Origin of the sequence: Paenibacillus sp. FSL H8-0034 (assembly GCF_038000305.1) — a bacterium.
Classification (GTDB): Bacteria; Bacillota; Bacilli; order Paenibacillales; family NBRC-103111; genus Paenibacillus_S.
In genome coordinates, this window is the sequence record NZ_JBBOBS010000001.1 from 1,959,679 (window position 1) to 1,976,327 (window position 16,649).

Annotated in this window: 15 protein-coding genes; 14 read left to right on the forward strand and 1 reads right to left on the reverse strand. The window is 45.5% G+C overall.

Annotated elements, in window-relative coordinates:
• The first annotated feature begins 28 nt into the window (after nucleotides 1-28).
• From NST47_RS08920 to NST47_RS08930, 3 genes are read left to right on the forward strand one after another with little or no spacing between them, the layout of a single operon-like run.
• A complete protein-coding gene (locus NST47_RS08920; protein WP_341154814.1) occupies nucleotides 29-859 on the forward strand; it encodes a carbohydrate ABC transporter permease in 831 nt (276 codons plus the stop codon).
• 49 nt (nucleotides 860-908) lie between these two features.
• Nucleotides 909-2,252 carry an ABC transporter substrate-binding protein gene (locus tag NST47_RS08925; RefSeq protein WP_341154815.1) on the forward strand — a complete coding sequence of 448 codons (1,344 nt, stop codon included), beginning with the start codon at nucleotides 909-911 and terminating at the stop codon, nucleotides 2,250-2,252.
• Nucleotides 2,253-2,271: 19 nt separating this feature from the next.
• Nucleotides 2,272-3,105 (forward strand): glycerophosphodiester phosphodiesterase, encoded by an 834-nt coding sequence (locus tag NST47_RS08930; RefSeq protein ID WP_341154816.1) that lies wholly within the window; start codon nucleotides 2,272-2,274, stop codon nucleotides 3,103-3,105.
• 180 nt (nucleotides 3,106-3,285) lie between these two features.
• Here the strand turns inward: NST47_RS08930 and NST47_RS08935 are convergent, their stop codons facing one another.
• The gene (locus NST47_RS08935) at nucleotides 3,286-4,044 is read right to left on the reverse strand and encodes a DeoR/GlpR family DNA-binding transcription regulator (protein WP_341154817.1); all 759 of its coding nucleotides are present in this window, start codon (nucleotides 4,042-4,044) and stop codon (nucleotides 3,286-3,288) included.
• A gap of 368 nt (nucleotides 4,045-4,412) precedes the next feature.
• Here NST47_RS08935 and NST47_RS08940 point away from each other — a divergent pair, with 368 nt between their 5' ends.
• From NST47_RS08940 to NST47_RS08990, 11 genes are all read left to right on the forward strand, one after another.
• The gene (locus NST47_RS08940; protein ID WP_341159634.1) at nucleotides 4,413-5,480 is read left to right on the forward strand and encodes an MDR/zinc-dependent alcohol dehydrogenase-like family protein; all 1,068 of its coding nucleotides are present in this window, start codon (nucleotides 4,413-4,415) and stop codon (nucleotides 5,478-5,480) included.
• A 157-nt stretch (nucleotides 5,481-5,637) separates the two neighbouring features.
• Nucleotides 5,638-6,135 carry a ribose 5-phosphate isomerase B gene (gene rpiB, locus NST47_RS08945; RefSeq protein WP_341154818.1) on the forward strand — a complete coding sequence of 166 codons (498 nt, stop codon included), beginning with the start codon at nucleotides 5,638-5,640 and terminating at the stop codon, nucleotides 6,133-6,135.
• Nucleotides 6,136-6,168: 33 nt separating this feature from the next.
• Nucleotides 6,169-7,170, forward strand: coding sequence for a dihydroxyacetone kinase subunit DhaK (locus NST47_RS08950; protein WP_341154819.1), 1,002 nt, complete (start codon nucleotides 6,169-6,171; stop codon nucleotides 7,168-7,170).
• A 58-nt stretch (nucleotides 7,171-7,228) separates the two neighbouring features.
• Nucleotides 7,229-7,867 carry a dihydroxyacetone kinase subunit DhaL gene (gene dhaL, locus NST47_RS08955; protein ID WP_341154820.1) on the forward strand — a complete coding sequence of 213 codons (639 nt, stop codon included), beginning with the start codon at nucleotides 7,229-7,231 and terminating at the stop codon, nucleotides 7,865-7,867.
• A 14-nt stretch (nucleotides 7,868-7,881) separates the two neighbouring features.
• Nucleotides 7,882-8,832 carry a class II fructose-bisphosphatase gene (glpX, locus tag NST47_RS08960; RefSeq protein ID WP_341154821.1) on the forward strand — a complete coding sequence of 317 codons (951 nt, stop codon included), beginning with the start codon at nucleotides 7,882-7,884 and terminating at the stop codon, nucleotides 8,830-8,832.
• 78 nt (nucleotides 8,833-8,910) lie between these two features.
• Nucleotides 8,911-9,732: an HAD family hydrolase gene (locus tag NST47_RS08965; protein WP_341154822.1), complete on the forward strand. Its 822-nt coding sequence runs from the start codon at nucleotides 8,911-8,913 to the stop codon at nucleotides 9,730-9,732.
• Nucleotides 9,729-10,436: a glycerophosphodiester phosphodiesterase gene (locus NST47_RS08970; protein WP_341154823.1), complete on the forward strand. Its 708-nt coding sequence runs from the start codon at nucleotides 9,729-9,731 to the stop codon at nucleotides 10,434-10,436. The genes NST47_RS08965 and NST47_RS08970 overlap by 4 nt, the downstream gene beginning before the upstream one ends.
• A gap of 178 nt (nucleotides 10,437-10,614) precedes the next feature.
• Nucleotides 10,615-11,517: a manganese catalase family protein gene (locus NST47_RS08975; protein ID WP_341154824.1), complete on the forward strand. Its 903-nt coding sequence runs from the start codon at nucleotides 10,615-10,617 to the stop codon at nucleotides 11,515-11,517.
• Between the two features lie 337 nt (nucleotides 11,518-11,854).
• Nucleotides 11,855-13,117, forward strand: coding sequence for an MFS transporter (locus NST47_RS08980; protein ID WP_341154825.1), 1,263 nt, complete (start codon nucleotides 11,855-11,857; stop codon nucleotides 13,115-13,117).
• Between the two features lie 164 nt (nucleotides 13,118-13,281).
• Nucleotides 13,282-15,600, forward strand: a complete 2,319-nt coding sequence (locus NST47_RS08985) for a helix-turn-helix domain-containing protein (protein WP_341154826.1) — start codon at nucleotides 13,282-13,284, stop codon at nucleotides 15,598-15,600.
• A 70-nt stretch (nucleotides 15,601-15,670) separates the two neighbouring features.
• Nucleotides 15,671-16,645, forward strand: a complete 975-nt coding sequence (locus tag NST47_RS08990) for an ABC transporter permease (protein ID WP_341154827.1) — start codon at nucleotides 15,671-15,673, stop codon at nucleotides 16,643-16,645.
• Nucleotides 16,646-16,649: the final 4 nt, after the last annotated feature.

Consider the following 16,649-nt stretch of genomic DNA (forward strand, 5'->3'; position numbering starts at 1 on the left):
TACAACCAAGAAAAAGGGGAATTCGTACTTGAAGACATATGAATTCAAATATTGGACGATATTGGAAATTATATTGAAAGCGGCCGTGTTACTGGTGTTTATTGTCCCATTTCTATGGATGATTTCAACATCATTGCAAACGTTTGAGGAGACCATGACGTTCCCGCCTACGATTATTCCGGCGATGCCTCAATGGGTCAATTTTGTAGACGCTATGAAAGCAGGGCCATTTCTGACGTATGGAATCAATTCTGTCATCATTACGGTCTCCATTATTGTGATTCAATTAGCCGTAATGATCCCGGCAGCCTACTCATTTGCCAAATATAAATTTGCAGGGAAAAATATATTGTTCGGCATGGTTTTACTGGCGTTCATGGTTCCTGGACAGGTTACTTTTATTCCTATCTATTTAATGATGGCGGATTGGGGAATCGGCAAGACACTGCTGCCGCAAATTATTCCTTTTATGTCCAGCGCCTTCGGAATCTTTCTGATGCGTCAATATTTTATGCAAATCCCGCAAGAAATTATCGAAGCAGCGAAGCTTGATAATGCAAGTGAGTTTAAGATTGTATGGAACATTATGATTCCGATGTCAAAGTCGGCGTTGGCAACCATTGCGCTGTTTAGCTTTGTCAGTCATTGGAACGATTATTTCTGGCCGTTGATTATGACAGATTCGGCTTCAATCCGCCCTTTGACTATAGGTATTGCCATGCTCCGAATGACCGAAGGGATCAGCAACTGGAATATTATCATGGCTGGAAACGTTGTTTTGGTCGTTCCTATTCTTATTGTGTATCTGTTCTGCTACAAGCAAATTGTTAAAGCTTTTGTTTATTCTGGTATTAAGTAACGGTTGGTTTATTAAATCAAATATGAAATGAAATTGGAGGAATTTCCAAATGAGAAATAAGTTAAGTGTGATGGTGACAGTACCGGTAGTACTGAGCCTGTTAGCAGGCTGCTCCGGAGGTACACCGCAAGCGAATGAAACAAATCCGGCTTCCACGCCTGCAAGTACTCAAAAACCGGCTGAAACTGCAAAGGCAGCGGAGCCTGCCAAGACTGGAAAATCGACTATTCAGTTCTGGCATTCCTTAGGCGGGAAAAATTTGGAGTACATGGATGCCTTAATCAAACGCTTTAATGAGAGTCATAAAGATATTGAGGTTGTGGGTACTTACCAAGGTAGTTATGATGAAACCGTAACCAAGCTTCAGCAAGCGATTGCTGCTAAGAAAGGACCGGATATTACCATGCTGGAACGTGCATATGTAGAGTTTTTTGCAGATGCAGATGTGCTCGAAGACCTGAACCCTTATCTCAAGACCTCCAATTTGAGCGAAGATATTTTTGTGCCTGGATTTATGGGACATTCGACCTTTAATAAAAAGCTGGTTTCACTTCCGTTAAATCGTTCGACTCCGATCATGCATATTAATAAAACGTTGCTGGATGAGAAGGGACTCGCCATTCCGACTACTTGGGATGAATTGAAAAAAGTATCCGAAGCATTGGTAGTCAAAGAAAATGGGCAATACAAACGGTATGGTATGACGATGCCGTATGATACTTGGTATCAAATAGCCATGATTACTCAAGCCGAAGGAAAGTTCTTCAGTGATGATAAGAAAACGGTTGGTTTTGTAGATAACGGGGTTGGATTGAAAATGTTCAAATTCTTGAAGGATCTTCAAAGCACAGGCGCGTTATATTATCCTCCTGCCAAAGATTCCGGTAATATAACAAATCAAATGTTCATTGACGGTAAAGTGGGTGTTTTCTATCAATCAACAGGCAACATCGGCAGCTTCAGCGGTATCGTTAAGTTTGATTATGTAACCGCATTCTTGCCTAAGGACAAAGTATTCGCTAACCCGACCGGCGGAGCAAACGTAGCTATGCTGTCATCTGCTGCCGATAAAAAAGCGGCTTGGGAGTTTATGCGCTGGATGGAGACAGATCCGCAGGGTGGCTTGCAGTTCATTTTGCAATCCGGGTACTTACCGTTTACAAAAGCTATGGTCGAGTCTAAAGAAATTAAAGAATTGTGGGCGAAGGAGCCTAATCGTAAAGTTGCTTACGACCAGCTTCAATATGCGGTTGATACGAACAAGAGTGTTGCTTGGCCTGAGGTAAATAAGGAATTCTTATCAGCAACTGAAGCGATTATGTATGACAGTAAAGATATACAAACAACATTGTCGTCCTTTAAGAAAGAAGCCGATAGGATTCTGTCGAAATAAACGTGAGGAGCGAACTTTCATGATGGTTACAGATCGTAAAGGAGCAAATCAAAAGGTTCATTGGCAAGCCCATCAAAGCACGAATGCCGAGATGCCGGAGAACACATTGGCGGCTATGCGATATGCTTGGGAGCTTGGCGGCATTCCGGAACTCGATATTAGGCAAACTGCTGATGGGATTATTATTGGTATGCATGATACAACGCCGAAGCGAACAACAAACGCACCTGAATCGGATCAGGATCGACTGATTTCGGAATGCATGTTTGCCGAGGTTCAAGAATGGGATGCAGGGATCAAATTCAGTGAACAGTATAGGGGAGAGAAGGTCCCTGCACTTGCTCAAATATTGTCCGTGTTAGCACAATACCCTGAGCGTGAGCTCTATCTGGATTTCAAAGAGATCGACTTGGAAAAAATGGCATTGCTCATTAAGGAATATGGGGTTGGGCGACAAATTATTTTTTGCCACTCCAATCATGAGAACTGCAAGACGGTTAAACGGTTAGTCCCCGAGGTGCGTACTATGCAATGGATTCCCGATAAAGAGGTTGACTTCAGATTTCAAGAGACGCTTGAAACCGGATTCGACTCCCTTGACATCGTTCAAATTCATTTGGTAGATGCCAAGGCGAAAGAAGGATGGAGATACAGGCTGCAGCGTGAGTTTTTGCAGGAGGCACTTAAGCATTTGAACGAAGCCGGATTAGAACTGGAAGTATTGCCATTTCACTTCGACCAGGATTCCATGTTCGAGCTTATGGATATGGGGATCCGACGGTTTGCCGTCGACGAACCAAAAGTGTTTGTTGAAACGATTCACCGTTATTTCAATGATAAGCAGAATGGCTAGTCATTCTTACAAATGGATTGGGTATATACAAGGGGCAAGATAGCTGCCCCTGTTTTTTATTTCGGCAAAACAAACAGATTGTCCACATATGGCGGACAAAAATGCTCCAGAAAGCGGGAAAGGAAGATAGTGGTTTATAGGAAAGCAGGAGGGGCCTGAATAAGGGGGGTATCATTTAGACTAATCGGCAATGACGATCTCAATACCATCGAGGGAATTCAGGAAGTCCTTGTCGGCGCTTTGATCCGTAATAAGGGTGCTTATTTGATTAGCCTCCGCAAAGGTTGCGATGGATCTGCGGTTCAGCTTGGAATGATCCAGCAAGGCGACCACTTTATTTACATTGTTCACCATCAGTTTTTTTAGCTCGGCTTCATAGATGCTGAAATCGGCTAGACCGGCAGTGGTAGTGAAGCCATGTGCAGAGGTGAAGAACACGTCGGCATGAATTTGCGAGAGCAGCCCTTTGCCAAGCAAGCCTTCCAATGAGCTCGAGCCTGGTCTAAGCACCCCTCCGATAACGATGACGTTGATATGAGGATTGCGAGTTAATTCTTGCGCTGTGGCCAACCCGTTAGTCACAACGGTTAAATAATCGTAGTTAATCAAAAGCTTGGCAAGCTCAAGTGAGGTTGAACTGGCGTCGAGAATGATGCATTGGCCATTTTGAACAAAGGGAAGAGCAGCTTTGCCGATCATCTTCTTCTCCGCTTGATTTGCTAGGCTGCGTGAGTGAAAGGTATTCTCGGAGGTTGTTGGTTTTGGTAAAACAGCACCACCATGTGTTCTTTCCAGTAAACCGTCCTCTTCCAGAATTTTGAGATCATTGCGAAGTGTTCCTTCGGAAACGTTTAATTCTATGGAAATATCTTTAACTAGCAATTGTTTATTTTCGTTTAATATTTGCATAATCTGATTACGCCGTTCGGGTGCCAACATGTTCGCATCTCCTAGAGTACATTTTTTAATATTATAACAAAATAAAAATAATCATTCAATAATTGATGTGAAATACACATGAAAATAGAATTAAAAATTAGTAAATCAATCACAAACACATAGATATGAAGTATAAGCGTTAATCCCGGCTCACAGACATGAAATTTATTTGTGCCATTTTCACTATTATATCACAAAATTGAATTGATGAATTTATTTAAAATGAAAACAAATGACAACAAACAACAATATAAACCAAATTAAACGTTGACAAAGTTTGGTTTGAATGCGAAAATAAATATGTAAAATACAATTTTATCATATTTATCTAATATATAATACCAGGAGGTTATTTAGTGAGTATCAGTATGATTCCTGAAAAAATGAAAGCCATTGTAGCCTATGCCCCGGGCGATTATCGGCTGGAAACAGTTGATGTACCGACAGCGGGTTTTGGCGAGATGGTCATTAAAGTTGAAGCTTGTGGTATTTGTGCAGGCGATATAAAAGCGTTCCAAGGAGCGCCAAGCTTCTGGGGGGATGACAAACAAGCTCCTTACATTAAAGCCCCGATGATTCCCGGACATGAATTTATCGGCTTTGTGGTCCAAATCGGCGAAGGCGTCGAAGGGTATTCGATTGGTGATCGGGTCATATCCGAACAGATTGTGCCTTGCTGGAATTGCCGGTTCTGCAAGCGTGGACAGTATTGGATGTGCGAAAAGCACGACCTGTACGGTTTTCAGAACAATGTAAACGGTGCCATGGCGGAATATATGAAGTTCACGAAGGAAGCAATCAATTTCAAAGTCCCGCATGATCTCCCGATTGAGAAAGCTATTCTGATTGAGCCTTATGCTTGCTCTCTCCATGCCGTCCAGCGTGCACGAATCGAGCTTGGTGATGTAGTCGTCATTTCGGGAGCAGGAACATTAGGTTTAGGAATGGTAGGCGCCGCGAAAAGATCCGGAGCCGGAAAGCTAATCGTGCTGGATTTGTTCGAGGACAGATTGCAATTAGCCAGAGAATTTGGTGCGGACCTGGTATTGAACCCGAAAGAGGTTGATGTGGTTGCTGAGATTAAAAAGCTGACGGAAGGCTACGGCTGCGATATTTATATCGAGGCTACCGGACATCCCAAATCTGTTGAGCAGGGACTTTCCATGATCCGTAAACTGGGCAGGTTCGTTGAATTCAGTGTATTCAAGGATCCCGTCACGGTAGATTGGAGCATTATAAGCGATAGGAAGGAATTGGATGTGCTTGGCTCCCATCTTGGACCTTATTGTTACCCGCTTGTTATAGAGGGCATTGCTAATGGAGATTTCCCGACGGAGGGCGTAGTCACTCATATGCTTCCGCTGGAGCAATATTTGGAAGGCTTTGATTTGGTGAAACAAGGTATTAATTCATTGAAGGTCGTTCTTATTCCTTAACTTGTCTTATAGTACGAGTTCAAAAAGTGCGCTCTTCAGCACCGAGAAGTTTGCAAGATTCGATGTCGAATACGCTTCCTGTGTTACCTCGTGATCAAGTGGGGACTTTTTGAACAACCTCTCATACACGTATTTCTATAATAAAGGAGCTTTACACATGAGAATAGCCATTGGAGCCGATGAGGCGGGTTTCACCTTGAAGGAAATTATTAAAAGCTATCTCGCAGAACGAGGTGTTGAGCATGTTGATTTTGGTCCGGCAGACAGTACGCAGTCCATCGATTATCCTGATGTTGGCTTTGCTGTTGCAGAAGAAGTTGTTCGGGGCCATTATGACCGTGCCATCCTGATCTGTGGAACTGGAATAGGAATGACGATTACGGCGGATAAGGTTCCGGGAATCCGTGCAGCACTTTGCCATGACACTTATTCGGCAGAACGTGCTATGAAGAGTAATAATGCCCAGGTGCTGACGATGGGAGCGAGAGTGATCGGTTCGGAATTGGCTAAGCATATTGTCCGTGCATGGCTGGAATCGGAATTTGACGGGGGCAACTCGGAGCGCAAGGTTCAGAAGATTATGGAAGGCGAGCAAAGGCTCGCAGGTACGGGTGTATATGCAAAAGAAATCAGTTCATGTTCTACACATGAATAAAGCATAGAGATAGAAGGAAGGAGCGGTTAGGTCTTGAAAAAACTGATTAATGTGCCCAATGCGGTAGTCGATGAAATGATTGAAGGGTATGTGGCGGCGTATCCGAAATATGTGAAGGTGCTGCCTGAGAATAAACGGTCCGTAGTAAGTGTGGAAACGGCAAGAGCAGGTAAGGTGGGTGTAGTGATAGGCGGCGGCAGCGGTCATGAGCCAGCCTTCATGGGTTTGATAGGACGCGGATTTGCTGACGGCGTACCGGTAGGTAACGTGTTCGCTTCACCGCCGCCGGACCCGATCCTCGAAGTGACCCGAGCGGTTAACGGGGGTGCGGGGGTTGTATATATGTACGGTAATTATGCAGGAGATTGCATGAACTTCGATATGGCAGCCGAGCTAGCGGAGATGGAGGATATTCAGGTTCAGACGGTGCTGGTAACCGATGATGCAGCTTCAGCTCCGCTATCGCAAGCAGATCGCCGTCGCGGGATTGCCGGAGGTTTTCTTGTTTTTAAAACGGCGGGAGCGGCAGCCGATCAGGGCTATACGCTGGATGAGGTAGTCCGCGCTGCCCGTAAAGCCAATGCTAATCTCCGGACGATGGGCGTGGCCCTGAGCCCATGTGCCGTGCCTCAGACGGGTAAGCCAAGCTTTGTGCTGGGCGAGGATGAGATGGAGATTGGCTTGGGCATTCACGGAGAGCCGGGCATTGAGCGGGGAACACTCAAGACAGCGGACGAAGTGACGGATGCACTGCTGGAGCGAATCCTCGAGGATATGCCGATCACTGCAGGGGAACGGGTAGTGGTTATGGTCAACGGGCTCGGATCGACGCCGCATATGGAGTTATTCGTTGTGTATCGCCGCGTGGCGAAGCGACTGGAAGACCTGGGTGTGAGCATTCACCGTGCCTTTGTGGGGGAATATGTGACCTCGCTGGAAATGGGAGGCTGCTCCGTGTCGGTTATGAAGCTGGACGATGAGTTGATCCGGCTGATCGATCATCCGACAGATACACCGATGTATGTGCAGCAGTAAGGGCTCAGCTAATGCAAACGATGTCTTGCTAAAGCAAAGCATTGAGGAGGGAAAGTTAATGAAAGTGAACATGGAGCAATGGAAAAGTCTCTTCGGTCATATTGCCTTGCGAATCGAGGAGGAGAAAGAAGGGTTGTCCGAGCTGGACAGGGCAGTGGGCGATGGTGATCATGGGGTTACGATGTCGCTAGGCTGGGAAGCTATCGTTGAAGCAATAGCTGCATTCGAAGGGAAAGATTGCGGGGCCTTGTGCAAAAAAATCGGAATGACCTTCCTGAATGCGGTAGGATCGTCGGTAGGACCGCTGTATGCCACGGCCTTTCTGCGTGGAGCAGCGGTGCTTCAAGGAAAAGAGGAGCTGGAGGAGGAGGACATCGTTCAGTTTTGGTTGGCTGCGGTGAAGGGGATTCAAGAACGTGGCAAAGCCCAGATCGGTGATAAAACCATGATGGACGCCTGGCTTCCTGCGATGGACGCTCTCCAGCAAGCCAGAGCTGAAGGTCAAGGACTATTGGAGAGCTTGGAAGCGGCTGTGAAGGCTGCTGAGGAAGGCAAACGCTCAACCGCTTTATTAATTTCCCGAATAGGACGATCCAGCCGGTTGGGAGAGCGTTCTTCCGGTCATATCGACCCGGGAGCGGCTTCTGCTCATATCATTCTCTCGGCGTTTACCGAGGCACTGACCATTCGTAAATGAAAGCTGGGATGGCTATGAACCAATTGATGCTAGACATACTGCATGTAACCCAAGAGGCGGCTCTCGCAGCCAGTCCTTGGGTTGGGCGCGGCCGAAAGATGGAGGCGGATGATGCGGCTACAACTGCGATGCGCAGGGTGCTTCAGCTCATTCCGATGGCCGGTACGGTTGTCATTGGCGAGGGGGAGCTGGATGAGGCGCCGATGCTGTATATCGGGGAAAAGCTGGGCACTGGCTCGGGGCCGCAGCTGGATATAGCTGTGGATCCTCTTGAAGGAACCAACCTGGTGGCTGGCGGCATGGATAACTCTACGGCTGTTATCGCCTTGGCTCCAAGAGGTACTTTGCTTCATGCACCCGATATGTATATGGAAAAACTGGCTGTTGGCCGAGCGGCTGCCGGGTTCATCGATTTGGAAGCTCCGCTTGTGGATAATGTCATCCATACGGCCCGCGCCTTAGGAAAACGTATGGAGAATATGACCGTAATGATCCAATACCGCGATCGGCATGAGCAGGCGATAGAAGCGGTTCGCGCTACAGGAGCGAGAGTTCGGCTGTTTGACGATGGTGATGTAACCTGCTCGATTGCTGCGGCAATCGAAAGCAGCGGGATTGATTTGTTCTACGGAATCGGGGGAGCCCCGGAAGGCGTTATTTCCGCGGTTGCTATTCAATGCCTTGGCGGTGAAATGCAAGCGAGGCTGCTCCCGGCTACAACTTTTGAGTATGAGCGTTGTGTCGGCATGGGACTTAGCGATCCGAATCGAGTGCTGACACTAAGAGATATGGTGGCCACTGAGGAATGTATATTTGCCGCTACCGGAATTACACCGGGATTGCTATTAAATGGGATAACTACAGAGTCAGGATTAGGAGCGGTCACCCACTCTTTATTAACCAACGGTCAACCGAATGCAGTTCATTTTATCCGTACGATCCATTCGTCAAGAGAAGTAGGGTGAAAGAACAGAGGTATGGCTGGCAATGAAACTGGCTATGACAAATATAGGTTCAGGCTTAAAAGGAAGGATAGTTAATCTATGAGTGGAATTCGCATGATAGTCAGTGATTTGGATGGAACGCTGCTGTCTGAGGACAACAGAGTAACCGACACGGTGAAAGACGCCATCGATCGATTTCGATTAGCCGGGGGGCTGTTTACAATCGCTACGGGCCGTTTCGGTCCAAGTACCGAAAGTATAATCAAACAGCTGAATATTGATATTCCTTTTATTTTGTGCAATGGAGGCGTGCTGGCGAATCAGGATCGGGTATTAGAGATGGAGATGATAACTCTGGAAGAGACTTCATCTTTTTTATTGGAATGTGACCGGCTCGGGGTGACCGTCATGCTGTTTCGAGAGGATGGACTTCATGCGATCCGGCGTTCGCCGCAATTGGAGTTATTTGAACAAAAAGAGGGAATTCGCAGTTCTTTCATACATGCACTTGCTGACGATTGGCTTACCATCCCTGTCCAGAAGGTCGTTTTGGCTGGAGATGTGAAGCAGATAAGGGAAATCTGGCAAACGCAACAGAGCAGCTTTCGCAAACAGTACGCTATTACACAGTCTGAGGATGACTTGTTTGAAATTCTACCGCCCTTTCAAAGCAAGGGCACGGCTCTGAAAAAACTGATGACCTCGATGAATTTAGAGTCGCAGCAGGTCATGAGCATCGGCAACCAAATGAATGATCTCGATATGCTTGAAAACTCCGGAATTGGCGTAGCCGTAGCCAACAGTCACCCCGAGCTTAAAAAGAAAGCTTCCTATGTGTGCAGCAAAAGCTATGGTGAAGGCGTAGTGGAAGCAATGGCTCGATTTGTATTCAATTCAACGAATGTACGGAGGGATGCATGATGAAAGTAAAAGGTATCGCGCACAGAGGCTGCCCTAATCGTTATCCTGAAAATACGCTGATTTCATTTAAGGAGGCAGTGAAGCTCTCTTATTCATATCTGGAACTGGATGTTCAGCTTAGCAAGGATGGTGTCCCCGTTATTATCCACGATACATCAGTGGACCGCATGACGAACGGGCAAGGGCGGGTAAAGGATTTGACCTTGGCCGAGCTCAAGGAACTGCGGATAGGGGGAACCGAGCAAATTTCTACTCTGGAAGAGGCCTTGACTTTACTGAGGGATCAACTAATCATTGACATTGAACTCAAGCAGATGGGAAATCTGTATCCTGGATTAGAAGAAAAGGTATTGACTATGGTACAAGAGATGGGGATGCTGGATCAGGTGTTTTTTTCATCCTTCGATCATTATTCTATGGTAAAGCTAAGACAGTTGGAGCCTAAAGCTGAAATTGGGTTGATCAATCATAGTGCCAGCCCGGCTTTATTTCCATTCCTAAAAGAGCTGAATGCCCGATACTTGTCGATTAGTTTGAACTATGTAACTCCGGAGCTGATTCAACGTTGTGAACAGGAAAATATAATCTTTATCCCTTATCCGGTGGACCGTGAGGAGGATATGCGGGATATGCTCCGCTATCCGTCAGTACTCATTTGCACGAATGAGCTGGAAAGATGGGCTTCTATATCGTCAGCTGGATAATAATAGTTACATAGATTGACGTTAAACGCAATAGTATACCTGGCCATCGTTGCTTCAGATTTTTCTTCCATATCCTTACACTCACTTGCTAATTATGTTGAAAACTACTAGTTATGTTTAATACATGCTAGTTATGTTTAACCTATTAGTGTGAGACATTCCAAAGGAGGAAGAATATATGTTCAAACGAATGGATGAAATAGCAATCGAAATTCCTGAGGTCGAAAAGCCCGATCCTAATGCAGCGGCAGCTATACAAGAATTATTAGGCGGGAAGTTCGGGGAAATGTCAACGTTGAACAATTATTTGTACCAATCTTTTAATTTCCGTTCCAAAGAAAAGCTTAAGCCATTCTATGACTTAGTGATGAGCATAACAGCTGAAGAGCTGGGACACGTCGAACTGGTATCCCATGCCATCAATAAATGCCTACGTGGCTCCACTGAATATAAAGAGCCTGATGGGACACCACTTGGTTCCGTAAAAGATGCACGCTTATCGTATCACTTTCTGGCCGGAGCCCAAGGTGCTATGCCTTTCGACTCCATGGGTAATCCATGGACAGGGGCCAATGTGTTCAACAGCGGCAATCTGGTGGAGGATCTGCTGCACAATTTCTTCCTCGAGTGTGGAGCAAGAACACATAAAATGAAGGTATATGAAATGGCGGACCACCCGGCTGCCAGAGAAGTAATAGGGTTCCTGCTTGTACGGGGTGGCGTCCATGTTGTTGCCTATGCCAAGGCGTTGGAAATCGCAACTGGCGTGAATGTGACTAAATTAGTTCCGATTCCTTCGTTAAGCAATAAGGCCTTTAATGAAGCCAGAAAATATGAGGAAAAAGGCGTGCACACGAAGCTATACACGTGGAGCGATAAAGATTTTAATGCTATTGACCAGATTTGGAAGGGCACCCATCCTGAAGATGGCCTGCCGCTTGAAGTTATCCAAGGCGTTCCCAAAGGCGTACCGATTCCTGAAGCCCCTGCGGTCGAAGAGGAATTCGCACCTGGAATTACCGCTGAGGAATTTAAGGCAATCGCCAAACGTCTCAAAATGGCCGGTAATATTAGCCAATAGGACACCTTTCCATTTATAACCATGTTCGAGCATCCAGAGAAAGCTGATCCGAGTTGTTACGGGATCAGCTTTTTCTGCGCCCCAAAGCCAAATATGGCAGTTTAAGTGAACTTAAGATAAAATGTCTCAAGTGGTAAAAAATAGGCTGCCGCTAACTCATTTTTGTATTGTAACTATTCCCCAGATAAGGTATTGTTCATATTAGAGAAACGCGTATAGGCAGCTGGACTTCAATATTTTTTTGTTATAGTGGGACGTAAAATGTCTATATGGGACTATTTATGTCCCTAACTCGAATTACCTGTTAAGAATTTAAGCCAATTAGGGGGAGTCCAACATGTTGAAGGAAAAAAATTATGCGTGGATGCTGATTGCTTTACTGTGGTTGTTCAGTTTTTTTGGATCTATCGGTCGGTTTGTCCAGTCCTATTACCAGAATGATATTTCTGAATATTTAGGCGTAGGAAGAGCTTTTCTTGGCTTAACGTGGTCTGTAAACCTGTTGATTTCGGCATTATGCGCACCTATCGGCGGTTGGTTGGTAGATAAATACGGATACAAAAAAATCATGCTGCTCACAGGACTTATAGGCAATATCTCCATACTAACCGTGTTATACGCCAATACCCCGGCAGGTTATTTTATCGGCTTCGGCATTCTGTCAGGATTGGGAGGCATGAATGCATCTTCGATCTATGTTCTGGTAGCGGACTGGTTTAAAAATCATCGCGCCAAGGCCTTAATGATTGCAAGCAGTGCAAGCTCTCTGGGACTTGCCGTATTGACTCCGATTTTTGTTTACTATGAGGAATGGTTAAGCTGGACGAAATTGTACTGGATCTTATTTGTTATCGGTTGGGGATCGATCATGTTTATCCTCTTTTTTGTCCGTACGAATCGTGTTGAGCAGGGGGCCGTGGCCGAGCAGATTCAGGTTAAGCAAGCTCCCAAAGAGCTTAAGCTGTTGGGAAATGCCAAAAGATGGATTCCTAATTTCATTCAGTATTGCAAAAATCCTACCTTGGTCATCGTCATGATTGCTTTGTTTACGTGCGGCTTTAATATGGGAACGGTTGAGAGGCATTTTATCGCCATTCAGCAGGTTGCCCATGTACACGAGACCATATTTGCGTCTTCACTGAGCTTGCTGGGCTTGCTGGAAATCGCGGGAGGATTATTTTTCTCATTCCTGATTGATCGTATTAACAGATTGTTAGCCTTATCGATTTTATATTTCACTCGAATTATTGCTTTTGGATTTTTAATGATGCATTTGGAATTGTCACCGATCCTGTTTGCTCTGCTGTTTGGCGCAAGTTATTTGGGAGCTATTCCCGGAGGTATTCTTGTAGCAACGGAAGCAATGAAGAATTCCCATAAATCGATAGGGCTTCAGACGGGTGTGCTGATCCTTGTCCATCATCTGGGTGGTGTTTTCTCCGGATATTTGGGGGGCGTTAACTACGATTTGTTTAACAATTATGATTTGCTTATAGCTGTTGATATCGGTTTAACTGCTTTTTCGGCTGCAGCCTACTACACCATATATAAAGCGAATAGAATGAAGCAAAGCCATGGAGTGTCGCGGGAATTGTCGTGAGAGTTGAAATGTTGAAGGACTCGTGAAAATCCAACTATGGTTTGTATGAAATGTCAATGCTATTATTAGTACAAGGTAAAATTTGTCTAGAGGCATTTCGCAGGTGTGACTACATGTTGTCTATTCGATTTCAATCCCACTTTATTCTAAGGAGAGCCGACCGCATGCGCTTGTTACAGGGAAGTATTTCTGCAAGATTCAAGGTTATTTACGGACTGTTTTTTTTATTGATCATTTCATCGACCGTCTGGCTGTCCTATTTGAGCTCCAAGGGCAGTCTGGAGGAGCAGCTGCGCAACACGAATATTGCACTGCTGAACCTGACCCAACAAAAAATTGAAATGATGCTGAGGGAAATTGATACGAACACGATTAATTTTATTCAGGAGCCGGAGGTTGTTTTTTTTCTAAATGGTCGTTACTTGAATGATGAGCTGCGCTTTAATCATTTTCGGGTGTTGAATGACCGGTTCAAGACGCTGATGTTTGCCAACAGCAATATTTCCTCGTTCTACTTGTATTCGATGGAAAGCAAAAGCCTGCTGACCGGAACTATGTTCTCGGATGAAGCGGATTTCTATGACATGAAGTGGAAGGATGCTTTTATGTCGATGAAAGGGTACCAGCAATGGCTGGATACGAGAAAAATCGCGGAGATTAATACCGGACTGCTGCTTGAAAAAAATGTGATTACCTTGGTTCGTTCATTCCCGTTGATCGGTATGCCGCAATTTCGTAAAGGGGCGATTATCGTCAATATCGAGGAGAGCACGATCTCCAATCTGATACAGGATGTGGATAAGCAGCGGGTCGGGCAAACCTTGGTTATGAATGAGCAGGGAATTATTATTTCCTCACAAAACAAGGAGCAATTGTTCCAGCATGTGAGCAGCATCAAGTCGGCTCCTTCACTGAGTGAATTATCGGGCAGCGGCTACGTGACTCATAATACGGACAATGGAAGCTATACGACCTTTTATTTGACGTCTGCCTACAATGGCTGGAAATATGTAAGTATCATTCCGAATCCGGAGATGAACCGTCCGCTGGAAATCATTCGCAATTTGCTGTTGGCTGTCGCGGTAGGCATGTTTGTACTGGCGATTGTGATTGTATTTGCTGTAAGCAATTATACGTTCCGTCCCTTGGAGCGCTTTTTCCGCGCGTTTACGGAGAAGAAGCTGGGTCAAGCCGGTGATTTGACGTATATGGAGAAATTTTTCAAGCAGGTTATTTCTGACAATGAATCCTTGCAAAAACAGATGCATGAGAGCCTGCCAGCCCTGAAATGGCGCTTGATTATGAGCTTGCTGATGGGAGACAAGACGAATTACAACCGGATGAAGCCGTATTTTGACACACTTGGTATTGAGCTGAGTCCTGTCCATTTTGTCGTGATGGCAATTGAGCTGGACCGCATCCAGGATATTGCCTCGTCGCGTGATGTGTATTTGTTCACCTATGCCATCAGCAATGTGGCTGAGGAATTGGTAGACGGCGTGTGCAAGGGCGTATCGGTGGAATTAACGGACGGCAGGGTTGCTGTCATTATGAGCTTCGAAGAGGAGGATGCTCAGGGCAACCAGATTCAGGCGCTGCAGGTAGCCGATCTGGTGAAGGATTATGTGGCAGGCCATTTTAAGCAGACCGTTACGATTGGCATCGGCCGTCCTCATCTGCATCTGGATGGTATCCATGCTTCCTATCAGGAAGCGCTAAGTGCGCTAAAATATAAGCTCATTATGGGGGATAACACGGTTATATCGATCGACGATATTGCAGGAAACAATCTCAATGACAAATATTATCGGATTTCCGGTATGAGCGATGCCATCGTTAACTTTATTCAGGAGACGGATAAGGTGAAGGTGGGATTGCAGGTTGAGAAAATATTTGACGAAATTATCGCCAGCAACGTACCGCCAGAAATGATCAGGCAGATGTGCATCCAATTGATTATGAAATCGATCAAGGTGATCTCGGATAAAGGGATGGAGGTCAAGGAATTTCTCGATCCGAAGGAAAATATTTATAACCGGATTGAGTCCTGCGTAAGCGTTGACGATATCAAGAGCTATATCGCTGCGTTCCTGCAGCAGTTGATTGTCCACACCGAGGAGAAGCGCTCAAGCAGAGGCACCAACGATACGATCAAGCAGGTGCAGGCATATTTGGAGCAGCATTATATGGACAGCGATTTGTCGCTTAATTTGCTGGCTTCCCAATTTGGGCTAAGTGTTCCTTATTTAAGCAAGCTGTTCAAGGAAACGACCGAAACGAATTTTATGGACAGTTTAATTCAAATCCGGATGGAAAAATCAAAGGAGCTGCTGATGGATCCGAAGCGGAAAGTCAATACGATAGCAGAGAGTGTCGGATACAACAGCACCCACAGCTATATCCGGATTTTCAAGAAATATACCGGGCAAACACCGGGAGAATTCAGGGAAAACCATAAAAAACGTGCAGAGGATAAAAAGTGAACATTTTCAAATGGATCATCAACCGTTACGATGAGGGTGTAATCTTGGAGAACAGAAAGGAGGTGCAGCTTTGAAAACACAAATCGGCGGGGCGCCCGCAGAAGCGGGTCTACATCAATCGGCGCAGCCGACTCGAATGAAGCTGGCATGGAAATATCTCAAGCGGGATAAATATTTGTATCTGCTGCTGCTTCCGATATTGGCTTATTATTTTACTTTTAAGTATGCGCCAATGTTCGGAGAGATCATTGCCTTCAAAAACTATCGGTTTGCCGATGGAATCTGGGGCAGCCAGTGGGTAGGGCTCAAGCATTTTGAGCGGTTGTTTACGAGTCCGGATTTCTTTAATGTATTAAAGAATACGCTGCTGCTGAATGTGTACAGCATTGTGTTTGCTTTTCCGGTGCCCATCGTGCTGGCCATTATCTTGAATGAGGTCCGTGTTGAATGGTATAAGCGGACCATCCAGAACCTGCTGTACATTCCGCATTTTATTTCGTGGGTTGTGCTGGGAGGCATCGTAATTGCGCTGTTGTCCCCATCAACAGGTGTTGTCAATATCGTGCTGGTCAAGCTGCTCGGGATTGAGCCGATTTACTTTATGGCGAGCAATTTTTGGTGGCCGATCATGTTCATTTTGTCAGGAATTTGGCAAAATGCCGGATGGGGAACGATTCTGTATTTGGCAGCTATGGCAGGTATCGATCCTCAGCTGTATGAAGCGGCCAAAATTGATGGAGCAAACAAGCTGAGACGAATTTGGCACGTAACATTGCCTGGAATCCGTAGTACGATTGCTATTCTGCTGATTTTGCGCGTGGGACAAATGATGGATGTCGGCTTCGAGCACATTTATATTTTGCAAAATAAAGCCGTATATGAGGTATCCAATGTTATCAGTACGTATGTGTACCATGCAGGACTTGAAGGCATGCAGTACAGCTATACGACGGCTCTTGGACTGTTTCAATCGATTATCGGGTTGATCCTGATTGTAAGCGTGAACAAATTTATTAAAGCCATGGGTGAAAACGGGCTGTGGTAAAGGG